Genomic DNA, 18,179 nt, shown 5'->3' on the forward strand with positions numbered 1-18,179 from the left:
TAAGGGATTGACTCGTGCGGTACCCCTCCATTGTTCATCACGGCGCCGTTTCCGGCGTGACCGGCTCCTGCCATCAGCTACGGATGGACGCCGAACACTCGCTGCTTGTCGACTGCGGATTATTCCAGGGAACCGAGACCTCGCCAGGGGGCGGGGCGGGGGCGAACCGCCTCGAGATCGAGTTTTCCCTTGCCGGTATCCTCGCATTGGTCGCCACTCACGTGCATATCGATCACGTCGGGCGCATTCCTTACCTGCTGGCCGCAGGTTTCAAGGGCCCAATCCTCTGCAGCGAGCCATCCGCCAAGCTGCTGCCCATCGTGCTGGAGGATGCCTTCAAGCTCGGCTTCAGTCGCGATCAGGACAAGGTTGCGCGCTACCTCAAGTTGATCGAACAACGCATCGTCGCCTTGCCCTACAAGACCTGGTTCAGCCTGGTCGACAGCGCGCAGCTGCAGGCGCGCATCCGCCTGCAGCGCGCCGGCCATATCCTCGGCTCGGCCTACGTGGAGGTGGATCTGCACTACCCGGCAACGGGCGTGCGCAAGCGCGTGGTGTTCTCCGGCGATCTCGGCGCGCCCCATGCGCCGATCCTGCCTGCGCCCAAGGCACTGCATCGCGCCGATATCCTGGTGATCGAGAGCACCTACGGCGATCGCCTGCACGAAGATCGGCGCAATCGCCGCAAGCGCCTCGAGGCGGTGCTGGAGCAAGCCCTGGCCGACCAGGGTACGGTATTGATCCCGGCCTTCAGCATCGGCCGCACCCAGGAGTTGCTCTACGAGCTGGAAGATATCCTGCATCGCCGAGCACGGCGTAACCAGCTCCCTCTCCCCGCTGGGGAGAGGGTTGGGGTGAGGGGTAGTGCCTCGGCCATCGACTGGCACAACCTGCCGATCATCCTGGATTCACCGCTCGCCAGTCGTTTTACTCGTGTCTACCGGGAACTTGAGCCGTTTTGGGATGTCGAAGCACTCGCCCGAGTCAGAGGTGGGCGCAAGCCGCTGACCTTCGACAACCTGCTGACGGTGGACAGCCACCAGGCGCACCTGGCCATGGTCAACCGCCTGGCCCAAACCGGCCAGCCGGCTATCGTGATCGCCGGCAACGGTATGTGTTCCAGTGGCCGGATTGTCAACTACCTCAAGGCCATGCTCGGGGATGTCCGGCATAACGTGTTGTTCGTTGGCTACCAGGCCGAAGGCACGATCGGCAGGCAGATCAAGCGCTTCGGGCCGAAGGGCGGATTCGTGGAAATGGACGGGCAGCGCTATGACATACGCGCGCAAGTCCATACCATGGGCGGTTATTCCGCACATGCCGACCAGAAGGGATTGCTCGGATTCGTTACCCGGATGCGCCATTGGCCGTCAGAGGTGCGGATTGTGCATGGGGAGCGAACGGTCAAGGAGCGTTTCGCTCGGACATTAGTTCAGTGCCTAGCGAAGAAGGGGCATGTCGTGGAGGTCGTGATAGCGGAGTGAATGGAGTGCGACTGTGTGCAACTCATCTAGCTGACCCTTACACCCTCCTTTCGGTGTGCGGAAGGGCATCGTAACTACCCAGGAAGAAGTTTTTAATCGTGACCAGCCTGACCTGCTTCAAAGCCTATGACATCCGTGGCCAACTCGGCGCCGAACTCAACGAAGACATCGCCTACCGCGTCGGCCGCGCCTACGCCCAGTTCCTCGATGCCAAGAAAGTGGTTATCGGTGGCGACATGCGCCTGTCCAGCGAGCCGCTCAAGCAGGCCCTGGCCAACGGCCTGATGGACGCCGGCTGCGATGTCATCGATCTGGGCATGACCGGCACCGAAGAAGTCTACTTCGCCGCCTTCCACCTGGATGTCGACGGTGGCATCGAAGTCACCGCCAGCCACAACCCCATCGACTTCAACGGCATGAAGCTAGTGCGCCGCGGCGCCCAGCCGATCAGCGGTGACACCGGCCTCAAGGACATCCAGGGCTTCGCCGAAGCCAACGCCTTCCCAGCGGTTGCCCAGCGCGGCCAGCTCACCCGCCAGACCTGCCTAGATGCCTATATTGAGCACCTGCTCGGCTACCTCGATGCCGCACAGCTCAAGCCGCTGAAACTGGTGGTCAACGCCGGTAACGGCGCCGCCGGCCACGTCATCGACGCCCTGGAGCAACGCTTCCAGGCCATGGGTGCCAAGGTCGAATTCATCAAGGTGCACCACCAGCCGGACGGCAGCTTCCCCAACGGCATTCCCAACCCGCTGCTGCCGGAAAACCGCGCCGCCACCGCCGATGCCGTCAAGGCCCATAACGCCGACATGGGCATCGCCTGGGATGGCGATTTCGACCGCTGCTTCCTGTTCGACGAAAACGGCCGCTTCATCGAGGGCTACTACATCGTCGGCCTGCTCGCCGAAGCCTTCCTCAAGAAGGAGCCAGGCGCCAAGATCATCCACGACCCACGCCTGACCTGGAACACCATCGACATCGTGGCAAGGGCAGGGGGCCAGGCCATCCAGAGCAAGACCGGCCACGCCTTCATCAAGGAACGCATGCGCAAGGAAAACGCCATCTATGGCGGCGAAATGAGCGCCCACCACTACTTCCGCGACTTCGCCTACTGCGACAGCGGCATGATCCCCTGGCTGCTGGTGGCCGAACTGATCAGCACCCGGGGCCAATCGCTCGCGCAACTGCTCGACGAACGTATGGCCGCCTACCCCTGCAGCGGCGAGATCAACTACCGCGTCAACGACGCCAAGGCCGTGATCCAGGCTGTGCTGGACCACTATGCCGAGCAGAGCCCGACGCTGGACACCACCGATGGCATCAGCCTGGAGTTTGCCGGCTGGCGCATGAGCCTGCGTTCGTCGAATACCGAGCCGTTGTTGCGGTTGAACATTGAGGCTCGGGCTGATTCGGTGTTGGTTGCCGAGCAGGTTCGCACGATAGAGGCCGTTATTCGGGATGTGAGCGAGGCGGCTCAGGTTCGAGCGATGTGACGATGAAAAAGCAGGAGATCATTCAGCCGGCTAAGTGTGAATTAGAAGTCGCTTCAAGCTCACATCCCGTAGCGGCAACCGCCAAGGTGGCCATTCTTCTCTGCACCTATAACGGTGCAGACTTCCTTGCCCCGCAGCTGGATTCTTTTGTTCAGCAGACCCATAAAGATTGGGTGATTTATGCATCGGATGATGGTTCAAACGATGCAACGCTGAGCATCCTGCAGCGCTACCAGAAAATGCTCGGCGCGGAGCGACTGATCATCCAGCAGGGGCCGCGTCAGGGGTTCGCCAAGAACTTCATGTCACTGGTCAAGAACCCCACGATCAGCGCCGATTATTACGCCTTCAGCGATCAGGACGATCTCTGGTTCGTGGATAAGCTGGAAAGGGGGCTGGCCAAGTTGTCGGGCACCCCGCCGACGCTACCGGCTTTATTCTGCTCCCGAACACGTCTGATCGATGCTTCAGGGCAGGTGATTGGCTATTCGCCCCTGTTCGCTAAAGCGCCCAGCTTCTGCAACGCTCTGGTGCAAAGCCTGGCGGGGGCCAACACCATGCTGCTGAATGCAGCGGCAAGAGATCTCCTGGCCAAAACGCCAGGCGATGCCTATATCGTTTCCCATGACTGGCTAACGTACTTACTGGTCAGCGGTTGTGGTGGAAAAGTCATTTATGATCCAGCGCCAACTCTCGACTACCGCCAGCATGGATCCAATCTGATCGGTGCGAATTCAGGCTTTACGGATCGCCTGGTGCGCATCCGCAAAATGTTTGCCGGTACTTTTCGCGAATGGAATCGCCACAATCTTTATCTGCTCAGCAGTTGCACCAAGCACCTGACCAGCGAGAGTCGCGCAACCCTCGAACGTTTTGAGCGGGCGCGAGCAAGCAGCCTTGTAAAGCGCATGTATTTGTTGAAACAAGCCGGCCTATACCGGCAGACATCTTTAGGCAATATCGGCCTTGTGTTGGCCGCTAGTATCGGGAGAGTTTGAAGGACATGACCATTTTGGTAACGGGTAGTGCCGGTTTTATCGGGGCGAATTTTGTCCTCGACTGGTTGGCGCATCATGACGAAGCGGTTGTCAGCCTCGATAAGCTGACCTATGCCGGTAACCTGGCAAATCTGCAAAGCCTGGAGGCTGATGCGCGGCACACCTTCGTGCAAGGGGACATCGGTGATCAGGCTTTGGTAGCAGAGTTGCTGGAAAAATATCAGCCGCGCGCCGTGGTCAATTTCGCGGCCGAGTCGCATGTGGATCGCTCGATTCATGGCCCGGAAGACTTCATCCAGACCAACATCGTCGGCACCTTCCGCATGCTGGAAGCGGTGCGCGCCTACTGGAAGGGCCTGAGCGGCGAAGCAGCAGGAACATTCCGTTTTCTGCATGTATCCACCGATGAGGTATACGGCTCCTTAAGCCCGACTGATCCAGCCTTCACGGAAACCAACCAGTACGAGCCGAATAGCCCCTATTCGGCTTCGAAGGCGGCCTCCGACCATCTGGTGCGCGCCTACCATCACACTTACGGCTTGCCGGTTCTCACCACCAACTGCTCCAACAATTACGGCCCTTACCACTTCCCCGAGAAGCTGATCCCGCTGGTGATCCACAACGCCCTGGCGGGCAAAGACCTGCCCATCTACGGCGATGGCCAGCAGATCCGTGACTGGCTGTACGTGAAGGATCACTGCAGCGCCATCCGCCGCGTGCTGGAGGGGGGCAAGCTGGGCGAGACCTACAACGTCGGTGGCTGGAACGAAAAGGCCAACCTCGATGTCGTCCACACCCTCTGCGATATCCTCGACCAGGAGCAGCCGCGCGCCGACGGGCTCAGCTACCGTGAGCAACTCACCTTCGTCAAAGACCGTCCCGGCCATGACCGGCGTTACGCCATCGATGCCAGCAAGCTCGAGCGCGAACTGGGCTGGAAACCGGCGGAAACCTTTGAAACCGGTATTCGCAAGACCGTGCGCTGGTACCTGGACAACCAGGAGTGGGTCAACAACATCACCAGCGGCAACTATCGGGATTGGGTGAGCAAGCAATACCAATGAAAATTCTACTGCTGGGCGCCAACGGACAGGTTGGCTGGGAACTGCAAAGGTCGCTTGCACCGCTAGGCCAGTTGGTGATTTGCGACCGCCACTCGGCCGACCTGGAAAATCCCCAGGCCTTGAGCGAGCTGGTTGACCGCGAGCAGCCAGCCGTCATCGTCAATGCCGCCGCCTATACCGCGGTAGACAAGGCCGAGTCGGATGTCGAACGCGCAAGAAAGGTCAATGCCGAATCCGTAGCCGCACTTGCGGTTGCCGCGCACAAGCTGGATGCCTGGCTGGTGCATTACTCGACCGACTATGTGTTCGCGGGTAACAAGCCCGGCGCCTATGTCGAGGATGACCCGACGGCGCCGCTGAGCGTTTACGGGCAAACCAAGCTGGAGGGGGAACAAGCCATCCGGGCAAGTGGTTGCCGGCACCTGATTCTGCGTACCAGCTGGGTGTATGCCGCGCGGGGCGGTAACTTCGCCAAAACCATGCTGCGCCTCGCGGCAGAGAGGGAACAGCTGCGTGTTGTCGCCGACCAGATTGGCGCGCCCACCAGCGCCGAACTGATTGCCGACGTAACGGCGCTGCTGCTGCAGCGCATAGCCACCGATGTGGCGTTGGGCAAAACCGCCAGCGGCACCTACCACCTAGTCTCCAGTGGTGCAACCAGTTGGCATGGCTATGCGCAGTTCGTCATTGCCGAGGCGGCTCGCCTGGGCATGCCCCTGCGCGCCACGGCGGAAAATATTCACCCGATCACCACCGCGGAATACCCCGTACCCGCCCAGCGCCCGGCCAACTCCAGGCTGGATAATCAGAAATTGCAACAGACGTTTGGCCTGCAACTCCCCGCGTGGGAGTTCCACGTCAAACGCATGCTGATTGAACTGAACAATTAAGGACCGATATGAAACGCAAAGGCATTATTCTCGCGGGCGGTTCCGGCACCCGTCTGCACCCGGCCACCCTGGCTATTTCCAAGCAACTGCTGCCGGTGTTCGACAAACCGATGATCTACTACCCGCTCAGTACCCTGATGCTGGCCGGTATTTGCGACATCCTGATCATTTCGACGCCGCAAGACACGCCGCGTTTCGAGCAACTGCTGGGTGACGGCAGCCAGTGGGGGCTCAATCTGTCCTACGCCGTGCAGGCTTCCCCGGATGGGCTGGCGCAGGCCTTCCTGATTGGCGAAGATTTTATCGGCAACGATTTGTCCGCCCTGGTGCTGGGCGACAACATTTACCATGGTCACCACTTTCAGGAACTGCTGCACAGCGCCATGGCGCGTGAGCAGGGTGCCAGCGTATTCGCCTACCACGTGCATGACCCCGAGCGTTACGGCGTGGTCGAGTTCGATGCCGTTGGCAAGGCCATCAGCCTGGAAGAAAAGCCCGCCGCACCCAAATCCAACTATGCAGTGACCGGCCTGTACTTCTACGACAACCAAGTCGTCGAAATCGCCAAGAGCATCAAGCCCTCGCCCCGCGGTGAGCTGGAAATCACCGATCTCAACCGGGTCTACTTGGAGCAAGGCAACCTGTCAGTGGAGATCATGGGGCGCGGCTATGCCTGGCTGGATACCGGCACCCATGAATCCCTGTTGGAAGCCAGCCACTTCATCGCCACCCTGGAAAATCGCCAGGGCCTGAAGGTCGCCTGCCCGGAAGAGATCGCTTTCCGCCAAAAGTGGATCACCCCCGAGCAGCTCGACAAACTGGCCGCGCCACTGGCCAAAAACGGCTACGGCAAATACCTCAAGCGCATTCTTGTAGAGACGGTTTACTGATGAAAGCAACACGCCTTGAAATACCCGATCTGGTGCTGTTTGAGCCCAAAGTGTTTGGTGATGATCGGGGGTTCTTTTTTGAAAGTTTTAACCAGAAGAGCTTCGAGGATGCAGTCGGGTATCCAGTGAGTTTTGTTCAGGACAATCACTCTCGCTCTTCACAAGGGGTGTTGCGAGGCCTGCATTACCAACTGCCACCCCATGCTCAAGGCAAGCTGGTGCGGGTAGTCCAAGGCGAGGTATTCGATGTTGCAGTCGATATTCGCAAGTCATCCCCGACTTTCGGTCAATGGAGCGGGGTTCTATTGTCCGCGGAAAACAAGCGCCAGTTCTGGATTCCTGCAGGGTTTGCCCATGGTTTTGTAACGCTCTCGGATAGTGCCGAATTTTTGTATAAAACGACCAATTACTACGCCCCGCAAAGTGAGCGCAGCATTCTCTGGAACGACCCGGCACTCGCGATCGACTGGCACTGCCTCACTGCACCGCTGCTTTCCGGCAAAGACCAGCAGGCACAGCTGTTGGCGAATGCCGAGGTGTTCGCATGAACCCACACGCGGCACAGCCGAGTTCGTTACTGGCTGTTGGGCGTAGCCTGTGGAAGCACCGCCAATTGATAGGACAGATGACCAAGCGCGAGGTGGTTGGACGCTATAAAGGTTCTTTCCTCGGGTTGGGTTGGTCTTTTCTCAATCCGCTGCTGATGCTTTGCGTTTATACCTTCGTATTTTCGGTGGTGTTCAAGGCGCGTTGGGGCGTTACCCCCGAAGGGGGAGAGGAAAGCAAGGCGATGTTCGCCATCGTGCTATTTGTCGGCATGATCGTGCATGGACTGTTCGCGGAGATTCTCAACCGTGCGCCTGGCTTGATCATCGGTAATATCAATTACGTCAAGAAGGTAGTATTTCCCTTGGAGATATTGCCGGTGGTCACGGCGGGCGCAGCCTTGTTTCATGCCTTGGTCAGCTTGTCGGTTTGGCTGTTGGCTTATGTGGTTTTTATCGACGTGCCACACTGGCATGCACTGCTCTTACCGGTCGTCATGTTGCCGCTACTTTTGCTGGCGCTGGGGCTTGCCTGGTTCCTTGCATCATTAGGGGTTTTTCTGCGAGACGTGGGACAGACCATTGCGATCATCACCACCATGATGATGTTTCTCGCTCCGGTTTTCTTTCCGGTGAAGAGTCTGCCGGAAGAGGTTCAGCCGCTGATCATGGCCAATCCGCTCACCTTCATTATTGAGCAAGCACGCGAGGTGCTGATCTGGGGGCGGCTCCCGGATTTTCTGGGGCTGCTGCTTTATATGGCGTCGGCCATCGTAGTGTTATGGGCTGGCTTTGCCTGGTTCCAGAAAACCCGCAAAGGATTCTCCGATGTGCTCTGATGTTGCGATCAAGGTCGAGAGCCTGAGCAAATGCTTTCATATCTACGACAAGCCCCGTGATCGCCTGCTGCAAATGCTTAGCCGTGGGCATAAACAGTATTTTCGTGAATTCTGGGCTTTGCGGGATGTATCGTTCACTGTAAGAAAGGGCGAAACAGTAGGAATCGTAGGGCGTAATGGCAGCGGCAAGTCCACCTTGCTGCAGATCATTTGTGGCACATTGACCCCTACCTCGGGCCAAGTGCAAACCACCGGTCGTGTCGCTGCATTATTGGAGCTGGGCTCAGGTTTCAATCCGGAGTTCAGTGGGCGTGAGAACGTCTATATGAATGCTGCAGTGCTGGGGTTATCGACAGAGGAAACAGACGCCCGTTTTGCCGAGATTGAGGCATTCGCTGAAATTGGCGACTTCATTGATCAACCAGTCAAGACCTATTCCAGCGGCATGATGGTTCGCCTCGCGTTTGCGGTGGCAATCAATGTGGATCCACAGATTCTGATCGTCGATGAGGCATTGTCCGTTGGTGATGAACTGTTCCAGCGCAAATGTTTTGCGCGGATCGAGGCGATCAAGGCCAGTGGCGCAACCATTCTCTTTGTGGCGCACTCTGGCAGTACGGTGGTCGATCTTTGTGATCGGGCCATTCTGCTGGACAGTGGCGATAAACTCACAGAGGGGGCGCCCAAGGCTATCATCGGCAAGTACCAGAAATTGCTTTATGCGCCAGCAGACAAGGTCGAGGCGATTCGCGCTGCAATCAGCGGGAGAAGTCAGATCGAGTCTATGTCCGTAGCCTTTGATCCGTCCACCGGGTCACCGGAAAACACGGCGAAAAGACAGACGACGCATGAGTTGGACGAGTTCTTCGATCCTAACTTGCGCTCGCAGAGCGTGTTGTCCTACGAGTCGCATGGCGTGGTCATCGAGCTTCCGCAAATTCTCAATCTGGCGGGTGAACCCGTGAACTGCCTCAAGCGTGGGAAGACGTACCGCTATACCTACCAGGCAGATTTTTCCGTTGCCGCTACCGGTGTACGCTTTGGCATGATGATCAAGACCTTGGCCGGGGTTGAGCTCGGTGGAGCGGCGAGCGCAGTGAACCTGCAGGATGCCATTACTTACGTGGCACAAGGATCAGTCGTGCGGGTCGAGTTCAGTTTCCAATGCAATCTCAACCCAGGCACCTATTTCCTCAATGCAGGTGTGCTCGGCGCAACTGGCGAAAGCGAGACGTACCTGCACCGCCTGCTGGACGCATGTCTGTTCCGCGTACTGCCTGTGACGGATAACACGGCTACCGGTCTGGTGGATTTCAAGTGTGCCCCAGACTTCACTATTTCGAGTGGCAAGAAAGATTAAGCATATGGATCAGAAACACATAGTGGTTGTATTGGGTATGCATCGCAGTGGTACCAGTGCACTTACGCGCGGCTTGCAAGTTTTAGGGGTTAACCTAGGTGATCATTTGATGCCTGCGGCATCAGGGAATAACGAAAAAGGTTTTTGGGAAGATATAGATATTAATGAACTCAATAATGAGTTGCTTCGTGCGCTTGGGTATGACTGGCAGACCTTGACTCCGCTTCTTTCCAGCGATTTGGAACAGCCGATTGTTAATGCGTTCAGGCTTCGAGCCGTGCAGCTCTTGCGAAATAAATTATCTGGTGTGGATTGCTTTGGATTGAAAGATCCGCGTATAGCTAGATTGTTGCCATTTTGGATGAGTGTTTTTACCCATCTCAATACTCGAGTCAGTTATATAATTTCTTGTCGTAATCCAATGAGCGTGGCGCGCTCATTGGCTAAGCGAGATTTTTTGGCTCTGGAAAAAGCTTATCAGTTGTGGTTGGAGCATATGCTGATGAGTTTGTCTGGTTTAGGCGTTCAGCCAAAGATTGTTGTCGATTATGATCTCCTTATGGAGGAGCCGGCCAAGCAACTGCAGAGAATCGCCCAAAGCTTTGGTTTTAAATTTGAAGTTAACAGCAAAGCATTTGCAGAATATAAAGATGAGTTTCTTGAGGAGGGACTTAGGCACACTCGATACTCTCCTTCTGACCTCGCACTGGATGGGGCGGCGGGACCGCAAGTGGATGAGCTTTATAGCGCTTTGCTGGGTATGGCCACAGATCGCTTGGAGCATGATTCACCGGCGCTAAATGTAATGCTGGAAAGGATGATGGAAGTTCTTCGGCAGAACCGCCCCATATTGCATTACGCCAGCTGTTGTGAACAACGCATCAGTGAGATGGCCAGCCGAAATCTGACTCAAGAGGCTCTGCTTATCGAGCAAGAAGAGCAAGTCTCCGAATTGAATGCGTTGATAGCGGAGCGCGACTGTCAGCTTGCCAGCCTGGCTCAAGCGGTGGCGGTATATGAGGGGCAGATCGCTGCCCTGAATGAGGGTGTAGCCGAGCGCGATAGTCAGATCGCCAGCCTGTACCAGGTGGGAGGGGAGCGAGAAGGGCAGAGCGTTGGCCTGAATGGAATTTTAGCTGAACGTGACGACCAACTTGTTGCTCTGAACCACGCCGTTGCGCTACGTGACAATCAGATTGCAGTCCTTCAGGAAACAATAAAGGCGCTACGCCAATCTACCAGTTGGCGAGTGACCGCCCCTTTGCGTTGGCCGAAAATCCAACTACTACGCGCGCGACAGATAGCGAAACTTACCCCGCGGGCCTTGCAGCTAGGGGGAGGGCTCAAGCCGACCTTACGCAAGGCGCTCAACTTGTATCGCCGCGAGGGGGTATCGGGGTTGCGCCGTGCGGCTCGCTTCGTGAACTCAGGAGCAAACAGTCAGCCGGTGTTACTAGACGTTGAGGGCAGTGCCGGCACAGGTATGGTCGCCGTCGATCGTAACGACTACTCAGAGTGGGTACGCCGCTACGATACGTTGGATGATGCAGCGCGTGAGGCTATCCGTATCCGCATTGCCGCTATGGAAAAGCCGCCTCTGATCTCCGTAGTAATGCCGACTTACAACCCCAACCCGAAGTGGCTGGCCGAAGCAATTGAATCGGTTCGGGGACAACTGTATCCGCATTGGGAGTTGTGCATCGCCGACGATGCCTCGCCTGATCCGGCCATTCGCCCGCTGTTGGAAAAGTTTGCCCGGGAGGACGCGCGTATCAAGGTCGTATTCCGGGAGCAGAACGGGCATATCTCCGCTGCCTCCAATAGCGCCTTGCAGTTGGCGACTGGCGACTGGGTAGCGTTGCTTGATCACGATGATCTATTAGCTGAACATGCCTTGTATTGCGTGGCGGATAGCATTATCGCCAAGCCGTCGATTCGGATGATTTACTCCGATGAAGACAAGATAAACGAGGCCGGTCGCAGACATGGCCCCTATTTCAAGTGTGACTGGAATCCGGAGTTGTTCTATTCGCACAATATGATTTGTCACCTGGGTGTTTACCACAGGCCCTTGCTGGAGCAGATTGGCGGTTTTCGTCTCGGGTTTGAAGGCTCCCAAGATTACGATCTGGCTTTGCGCTGTATCGAAGAGATTGAACCGGCGGCGATTCATCATATTCCTCGTGTGCTCTACCACTGGCGCGTACACGCCGAAAGCACCGCCGGTGGCGCCGATGCCAAACCTTACGCTCTGCTGGCAGGTGAGCGTGCCATCAATGAACATTTCCAGCGTAGGGGCATTGCAGGCAAGGTCAAGCTAATCAGTCATGGTTACCGTGCGCATTACGACTTACCGGAAAAACCGCCATTGGTCAGCCTCATCATTCCGACGCGAAATGGCTTGCAGCTGATCCGCCAGTGCATAGACAGCATTATCGAAAAAACAACCTATGCAAATTACGAAATCATCGTGGTGGATAATGGTTCCGACGATCCGGCGGCGCTGGAGTATTTCACAGCCTTGGCCGAACTGGACAATGTCCGAGTGTTGCGTGACGAACGACCATTCAACTATTCGGCACTCAACAATGCGGCGGTTGCCGAGGCGAAAGGTGAAATAGTCGGCCTGGTCAATAACGATATCGAAGTTATTTCACCTGATTGGCTATCTGAAATGGTGGGTCTTGCACTGCAGTCGGATGTCGGGGCTGTCGGGGCGAAGCTACTTTATCCTAATGACACCTTGCAGCATGGTGGGGTTGTCATCGGTTTAGGGGGGGTGGCAGGACATTCTCATAAACATCTTGGGCGACATGATGCAGGCTATTGCCTTAGAACCAATATTATAAGCGCCTATTCGGCAGTAACTGCTGCCTGTCTGATAGTGAAAAAATCCATCTATCAGGAAGTTAATGGTTTGAATGAGGAAGATTTGACAGTCGCATTCAATGATGTCGATTTTTGCCTCCGCGTGCGCGAAGCCGGTTATCGCAATGTCTGGACACCCTACGCCGAGCTTTACCATCACGAATCAGCGACCCGAGGGTATGAAGATAACCCGATAAAGCAGGCGCGTTTCGCTGCCGAAGTGGCCTATATGAAAAAGCGTTGGGGCAATCAGTTGCTAAATGATCCTGCCTACAGTCCAAACCTGACGCTGGATCATGAGGACTTCAGTCTGGCTTGGCCGCCGCGTGTTGAAGTTCTTGCATAATGTATTTATCAAATAGCGTTCCACTATGCATTGATCTCGACGGTGCCCGGCACAATAGGCTAAAAATACGCGAGCCTCTTGCGCCGGTTAAGAGCGGATGTCTAGCACTGTAGCCGCGTGAATGATGTTCCCGAGATGGGGAGTGTTTGACGGCTAAATCTGGCCAACGTCTGGAGCTGCTTTTGAATAGGTGGCTTTCAGTGGAAAGCTTATTTATGGAAGTGTGCCTGTTGAATATCAGGCGTCTTGGAGTGATCAGTGGTTTCTTTCCCGATTTTCCTATCTGTTGTAATGGTGGTTCGAAATCAGTCTGGAGACATCGAAAGCATGCTCGCCGAAGCGGTGGAGACGCTTTCGAGTCAGGTAAGTGATTTTGAGTTGATCGTAGTCGACAACGCATCGGAAGATGATTCTGTTTCTATCCTCAAGAAGCTGACGGGGGAACAAGGGCTACCCAATGTTCAGGTTTACGCGTTGACAAAGGCGGTTGATGCGGATACGGCGTCTTGGGTGGGATTGGAAAATGCACTGGGTGATTTCGTCGCCGTGCTCGACCCGCTTATAGATGACATCGGCTTCCTGAGTAAAATGTTGGATAAGGCGCTGGAAGGGGCCGATGTTGTTTTTGCCAATAATCAGCGAAAACCTGTGCAAGGGGCTACCTATCGCGCGGCCTACTCGGTGTTCAACAGGTTGTACAAGTGGTTCAACGGCATACATCTGGCTAATGAAGCCCCCCAATATCGAGTCTTGAGCAAGCGGGTGGTCAACTTCATCCTGCAGCATCCGCAACCGGCAATGACCTATCGCCACCTGCCTGCAACCGGCGGGTTTGCACGGGCCAATCTGGACTACAGTGCTTCGCCGAAGCTGGCACAAAGCAAGCGGCTCGGGGAAAGCATCGATCGTGGGATGCGCATGTTGGTATCGACCACGCGCGCGCCCATGCGCCTGGTCACTTCGCTTTCGTTGTTTGGTGCAGTGGCCAACCTCATTTACTCCTTTTATGTCGTGGCCATCGGTCTGTTCAAATCCGATGTGGCGCCGGGTTGGGTCAGCCTTTCTCTGCAACAGTCCGGCATGTTCTTCCTGATCTCGCTGGTGCTGCTGGTGTTGGGGGAGTACATCCTGCATATGGCCAGCCTGTCCAACGAGGGGCCGCTCTACCATGTCGGCCAGGAGTTCACCAGCGCCCGCATGACCCGCCGGGAAAAGCTGAATATCGAGGACGTCAACCAATCTTCCGTTAAAAGTGTCGGTGCTGCACAAGAACGAGTTTTGTGATGAGCGAGGCCAATACGGACTTCGATGCGATCATCATCGGAGGTGGCTTCTACGGCGCCGCCGTTGCCACTTATTTGGTGAGCCAGCGAGGGCTCAAGCGAGTTCTGTTGCTTGAGCGGGAGTCGGCGTTGATGACGCGTGCCTCGTATAATAATCAAGCGCGCGTGCACAACGGTTATCACTACCCCCGCAGTTTCACCACGGCTTATCGCAGTCGGGTGAATTTGCCTCGTTTTGTCAAGGACTGGCCGCAAGTAGTGAGACAAGACTTCACTAAGCTGTATGCAATTGCTCGGCGTAATTCGAAAGTCACAGCCAAGCAGTTCGAACGCTTTTGCCACGAGATAGGGGCGGCGATAAGGCCAGCAGAGGCAGCGCTGCATGAACTGTTTGAGCCTCACCTGATCGAAGCTGTCTACCTAGTAGAGGAGTATGCCTTTGATTCAAGCGAGCTGGCGCTCTGGGCTACTGCCGAACTGGCTGGCTGTGGCGTTGAGGTTCGTCTACAGGCACGGGTTACGCACATCGCCAAGGCGGTGGATGGTCCGTTGCGTGTAACTGCGTGCTCGGCCTCTGGCAATGCCGCAGTGATGACCAGTCGCTATGTATTCAACTGCACCTACAGTGGTCTGAACCAGTTTGCAGGTGATTTCCCGGGGACCCGCATGGGGCTCAAGCAGGAAATTACCGAGATGGCCTTGATGCAGATGCCGCCCGAGTTGGAGGGGCTCGGCGTCACGGTGATGGACGGCCCATTCTTCTCGATGATGCCCTTCCCCTCTCGGGGGCTGCACACCTTGTCTCATGTGCGCTACACCCCGCATACGCATTGGAATGACCAGCGCGGCATTGACCCTTACCAACGGCTGAACAGCTACGAGAAATCGACTCGGGTGGATCGAATGATCCGCGATGTAGGGCGCTACATGCCGGCCGCCCTCAATGCAGGTTATGTCGAGTCATTGTTCGAAGTGAAAACAGTACTGGTAAAGAACGAGGGGGACGATGGGCGTCCCATCTTGTTTGAGCGGCATGAGGCCTTGCCAGGGTGCTTTTCGATTCTAGGCGGCAAGATTGACAATATTTACGACGTGCTTGAAAAATTAGATGCTGAGGCTCTTTAGTTTGTTGTTTTTGAAGCAGAAGGAGAACTTTATACTTTTGCTGCTATTGATTCCGGTTTCTTTTTTGCCGCTCTCAGGCATCTATTTGGTACTCGCTCCTAGTGGGTAAGTGTTAAGTCCAGACGTTGATGTTTATCTTAACAAGTTTAAGGTGATTGAATGACTGATGCGCTAATTGGTTATACGGGGTTCGTTGGTTCAACCCTGCTAAAGCAGTCTAAATTCGATGCGCTCTACCGTTCGACAACGATAGGCGAAATCGCTGGTAGATCGTTCGATACCATCGTCTGCGCCGGCGCGCCGGCGCAGAAGTGGATCGCTAACCGCGAGCCTGAGCAGGATCGCGGAAAGATCGAGGGATTGATCGCGCACCTGAAAACGGTGAAGTGCAAAACATTTATTCTGATCAGCACCGTGGATGTCTTCGGCAGCCCGACAAGTGTCGATGAGTCGACTCCAGTTGTCGAGGCCGGACTCCATGCGTATGGCATGCATCGCCGTCTGCTGGAAAAGTTCGTCGAGGAGCATTTCGACAACTTTCTGATCGTTCGCCTGCCGGGCCTGGTGGGGCCTGGACTGCGCAAGAACGTGATTTTCGACTTTCTGAACGATAACAACCTGCAGGCAATCGATAGCCGCGGGGCTTTTCAGTTCTATCCGATGGTTAATCTCTGGTACGACATCCAGATCGCGTTGCGCGCGGGGCTGCGTCTGGTGCACCTCACTGCGCAGCCGGTGAGTGTGGCGGATGTGTCATCGCAGGGCTTTGGTCGCATATTCGACCATCCGTTGGCCGGCCCAGCCGCTCGCTACGATATGCGCACCCAGCATGCCGGGCTCTTTGGCGGGATAGATGGTTACCAATACAGTGCGCGTGAAACGCTGCAGGCCGTGCGCACTTATGCACAATCAGAGCCGGTGGCCTTGAAGCCTGCGAGTGGGGTGGGCTTATGAGGCTGGCGATTTCCAACATCGCCTGGGAGCCTGGGCAGGATGAATTGATTGCAGGAGTGCTCAAGCGTTACGGTCTGGACGCCATCGATGTAGCACCGGGCAAGTATTTCCCCGATCCGGCTAATGCATCCTCTGCCGATATAGCGCGGGTGCGCCAATGCTGGGCTGATCTAGGTATTGAGATCACCGGCATGCAGGCTCTGCTGTTCGGTACTAATGGGCTGAATTTGTTTGGTTCGCCGAGCGTACAGCGGGCCATGCTGGAGCATCTGGCGGCGGTCTGCCGGATCGGGGCCGGACTGGGGGCTACGCGGTTGGTCTTCGGTTCCCCGCGCAATCGTGATCGGGGGGAGCTGAATGAGGAGCAGGCGCTACAGGAGGCCGTCCCCTTTTTCCTCAAGCTAGGTGATATTGCGCAGTCGCACGGGGTCATTGTGTGTCTCGAACCCAATCCACCCTGCTACGGCGCCAACTTCATGACCACCAGTTTGGCAACAGCAACCGTGGTGGAAGCCGTAGCGCACCCGTCGATCAAGATGCAACTGGATACCGGAGCCCTGACGATCAATGGTGAAGACCCTGTCGACGTGTTGCACAGGGCGGCCGGACTGATTGGGCATGTGCATGCCAGTGAGCCGGATTTGGTGACCTTGGGGGATGGTGGAACCGATCATCAACGAGTCGCGGATGCCCTGCGCGTGTCGTTGCCGGGCCAGGTCGTTTCCATTGAAATGTTGGCCAGTAAACAGGAAGCGCACGAGGTTGCCATCGAACGTGCGCTGCAGTTAGCGATCCGGCATTACCGTCCTGCTATCCATGCCAGTGCATGCGAGGACTCGTTATGAAGTGGTTGATTCTTTTTCTGGGCATCGCTTCGAATGCCTCGGCCAGCGTTCTGGTGAAGATGGCGATGATGCCGCCACGTAAATTCCCTTCGCCGAGCGACCCGATGTCTGCCCTGAGCAACTGGCCGTTCTGGCTTGGGCTGGTTCTGTATGGGGCGGCTTTTTTGCTGTACGCCGCTGCGTTGGCGCGACTGCCGTTGAACGTGGCTCATCCAGTGCTGACCTCAGGGGCGGTTGCGACCGTTGCGTTGTGTTCGGTACTGATCTTTCGCGAATCTTTCCACTGGACCACCGGGGCTGGAGTCGCGCTGGTGATCGTCGGTGTAGCCCTTATCACGGCCCGCGCGGCTTGAACTCTCTAAAGAAGTCAAAGATGAATACAGATATTGCGCCACAAGTACGTGCGGCCTGGCAGGTTCCGGCGTTTGAAACGCCTCTTTGGCAGGGGCGTGTGCATCCTTACTGCGTGATCATTCCGGTGATTAATGAGGGGGAGCGGATCCGCAATTTATTGAGCCGTATGGCCGGCCTGAAGATCGCGGATATCGCGGACATCATCATCGTTGATGGTGGTAGCTCCGATGGTTCGTTGGCGCTCGATATGCTCAAGGCAGTCGAGGTGCGCGGGCTTTTGGTGAAAACCGCGGCTGGTAGGCTGAGCGCTCAATTGCGTTGTGCCTATGCATTCGCTCTCGATCAGGGGTATGAGGGCATCGTTACCATCGATGGCAACGATAAGGATGACCCCGTAGCCATTCCCCAGTTCATCGAGGCACTTCGGCAAGGTTTCGACTTTGTTCAGGCGTCGCGCTTCATCAGTGGCGGCGTGGCGGAGAACACGCCGAAGTCACGCGACTTCGCGATCCGCCTCATCCATGCGCCGATGCTGAGTCTATGTTCAGGGTTCCACTGGACCGATACCACCCAGGGGTTCAGGGCATACAGCCGGAAAATGTTGCTGGATACCGAGATTTCGCTATTTCGCGATGTGTTCAACACCTATGAGCTGCTTGCCTACCTTTCATATCGTGCGCCCAAGCTGGGCTATCGCTGTGTCGAGTTACCGACCAGTCGACGTTATCCCAAAGGTGAAGTGCCCACCAAAATCAGCAGTTTTAAAGGCAATCTTTCAGTGCTTGAGGTGCTGTTCCGTGCTTGTGCGGGCCACTACAACCCCGTGAGTAAATAGCCCAGG

Annotated in this window: 16 protein-coding genes; all 16 read left to right on the forward strand. The window is 56.3% G+C overall.

Annotation, left to right across the window (positions count from 1 at the left end):
• The first annotated feature begins 14 nt into the window (after positions 1-14).
• Positions 15-1,484, forward strand: coding sequence for an MBL fold metallo-hydrolase RNA specificity domain-containing protein (locus tag ACUTAF_RS05935; protein WP_445579107.1), 1,470 nt, complete (start codon positions 15-17; stop codon positions 1,482-1,484).
• A gap of 98 nt (positions 1,485-1,582) precedes the next feature.
• Positions 1,583-2,977: a phosphohexomutase domain-containing protein gene (locus tag ACUTAF_RS05940; protein WP_445579108.1), complete on the forward strand. Its 1,395-nt coding sequence runs from the start codon at positions 1,583-1,585 to the stop codon at positions 2,975-2,977.
• 2 nt (positions 2,978-2,979) lie between these two features.
• Positions 2,980-3,975, forward strand: a complete 996-nt coding sequence (locus tag ACUTAF_RS05945) for a glycosyltransferase family 2 protein (protein ID WP_445579109.1) — start codon at positions 2,980-2,982, stop codon at positions 3,973-3,975.
• Positions 3,976-3,980: 5 nt separating this feature from the next.
• Positions 3,981-5,039, forward strand: a complete 1,059-nt coding sequence (gene rfbB / locus ACUTAF_RS05950) for a dTDP-glucose 4,6-dehydratase (protein WP_445579110.1) — start codon at positions 3,981-3,983, stop codon at positions 5,037-5,039.
• Positions 5,036-5,929: a dTDP-4-dehydrorhamnose reductase gene (gene rfbD, locus ACUTAF_RS05955; RefSeq protein ID WP_445579111.1), complete on the forward strand. Its 894-nt coding sequence runs from the start codon at positions 5,036-5,038 to the stop codon at positions 5,927-5,929. The genes rfbB and rfbD overlap by 4 nt, the downstream gene beginning before the upstream one ends.
• Positions 5,930-5,937: 8 nt before the next feature.
• The gene (gene rfbA, locus ACUTAF_RS05960) at positions 5,938-6,819 is read left to right on the forward strand and encodes a glucose-1-phosphate thymidylyltransferase RfbA (RefSeq protein ID WP_445579112.1); all 882 of its coding nucleotides are present in this window, start codon (positions 5,938-5,940) and stop codon (positions 6,817-6,819) included.
• Positions 6,819-7,367: a dTDP-4-dehydrorhamnose 3,5-epimerase gene (rfbC, locus tag ACUTAF_RS05965; RefSeq protein WP_445579113.1), complete on the forward strand. Its 549-nt coding sequence runs from the start codon at positions 6,819-6,821 to the stop codon at positions 7,365-7,367. The genes rfbA and rfbC overlap by 1 nt, the downstream gene beginning before the upstream one ends.
• Entirely contained in the window at positions 7,364-8,203 is an 840-nt protein-coding gene (locus ACUTAF_RS05970; RefSeq protein WP_445579114.1) for an ABC transporter permease, read from the forward strand. The genes rfbC and ACUTAF_RS05970 overlap by 4 nt, the downstream gene beginning before the upstream one ends.
• On the forward strand, positions 8,193-9,563 hold the full coding sequence (locus ACUTAF_RS05975; RefSeq protein WP_445579115.1) for an ABC transporter ATP-binding protein: 1,371 nt from the start codon (positions 8,193-8,195) through the stop codon (positions 9,561-9,563). The genes ACUTAF_RS05970 and ACUTAF_RS05975 overlap by 11 nt, the downstream gene beginning before the upstream one ends.
• Before the next feature lie 4 nt (positions 9,564-9,567).
• Positions 9,568-12,777, forward strand: coding sequence for a glycosyltransferase (locus ACUTAF_RS05980; protein ID WP_445579116.1), 3,210 nt, complete (start codon positions 9,568-9,570; stop codon positions 12,775-12,777).
• 258 nt (positions 12,778-13,035) lie between these two features.
• A complete protein-coding gene (locus ACUTAF_RS05985; protein WP_445579117.1) occupies positions 13,036-14,061 on the forward strand; it encodes a glycosyltransferase in 1,026 nt (341 codons plus the stop codon).
• On the forward strand, positions 14,061-15,185 hold the full coding sequence (locus ACUTAF_RS05990; RefSeq protein ID WP_445579118.1) for an FAD-dependent oxidoreductase: 1,125 nt from the start codon (positions 14,061-14,063) through the stop codon (positions 15,183-15,185). Before ACUTAF_RS05985 ends, ACUTAF_RS05990 begins: the two co-directional genes overlap by 1 nt.
• A 159-nt stretch (positions 15,186-15,344) precedes the next feature.
• A complete protein-coding gene (locus ACUTAF_RS05995) occupies positions 15,345-16,139 on the forward strand; it encodes an NAD-dependent epimerase/dehydratase family protein (RefSeq protein ID WP_445579119.1) in 795 nt (264 codons plus the stop codon).
• Positions 16,136-16,984 (forward strand): sugar phosphate isomerase/epimerase family protein, encoded by an 849-nt coding sequence (locus ACUTAF_RS06000; RefSeq protein ID WP_445579120.1) that lies wholly within the window; start codon positions 16,136-16,138, stop codon positions 16,982-16,984. Before ACUTAF_RS05995 ends, ACUTAF_RS06000 begins: the two co-directional genes overlap by 4 nt.
• Positions 16,981-17,337, forward strand: coding sequence for an SMR family transporter (locus ACUTAF_RS06005; protein WP_445579121.1), 357 nt, complete (start codon positions 16,981-16,983; stop codon positions 17,335-17,337). Before ACUTAF_RS06000 ends, ACUTAF_RS06005 begins: the two co-directional genes overlap by 4 nt.
• A 20-nt stretch (positions 17,338-17,357) precedes the next feature.
• The gene (locus tag ACUTAF_RS06010; protein WP_445579122.1) at positions 17,358-18,173 is read left to right on the forward strand and encodes a glycosyltransferase family 2 protein; all 816 of its coding nucleotides are present in this window, start codon (positions 17,358-17,360) and stop codon (positions 18,171-18,173) included.
• Positions 18,174-18,179 lie beyond the last annotated feature (6 nt).

It is taken from the genome of Pseudomonas sp. SP16.1, from assembly GCF_052682975.1.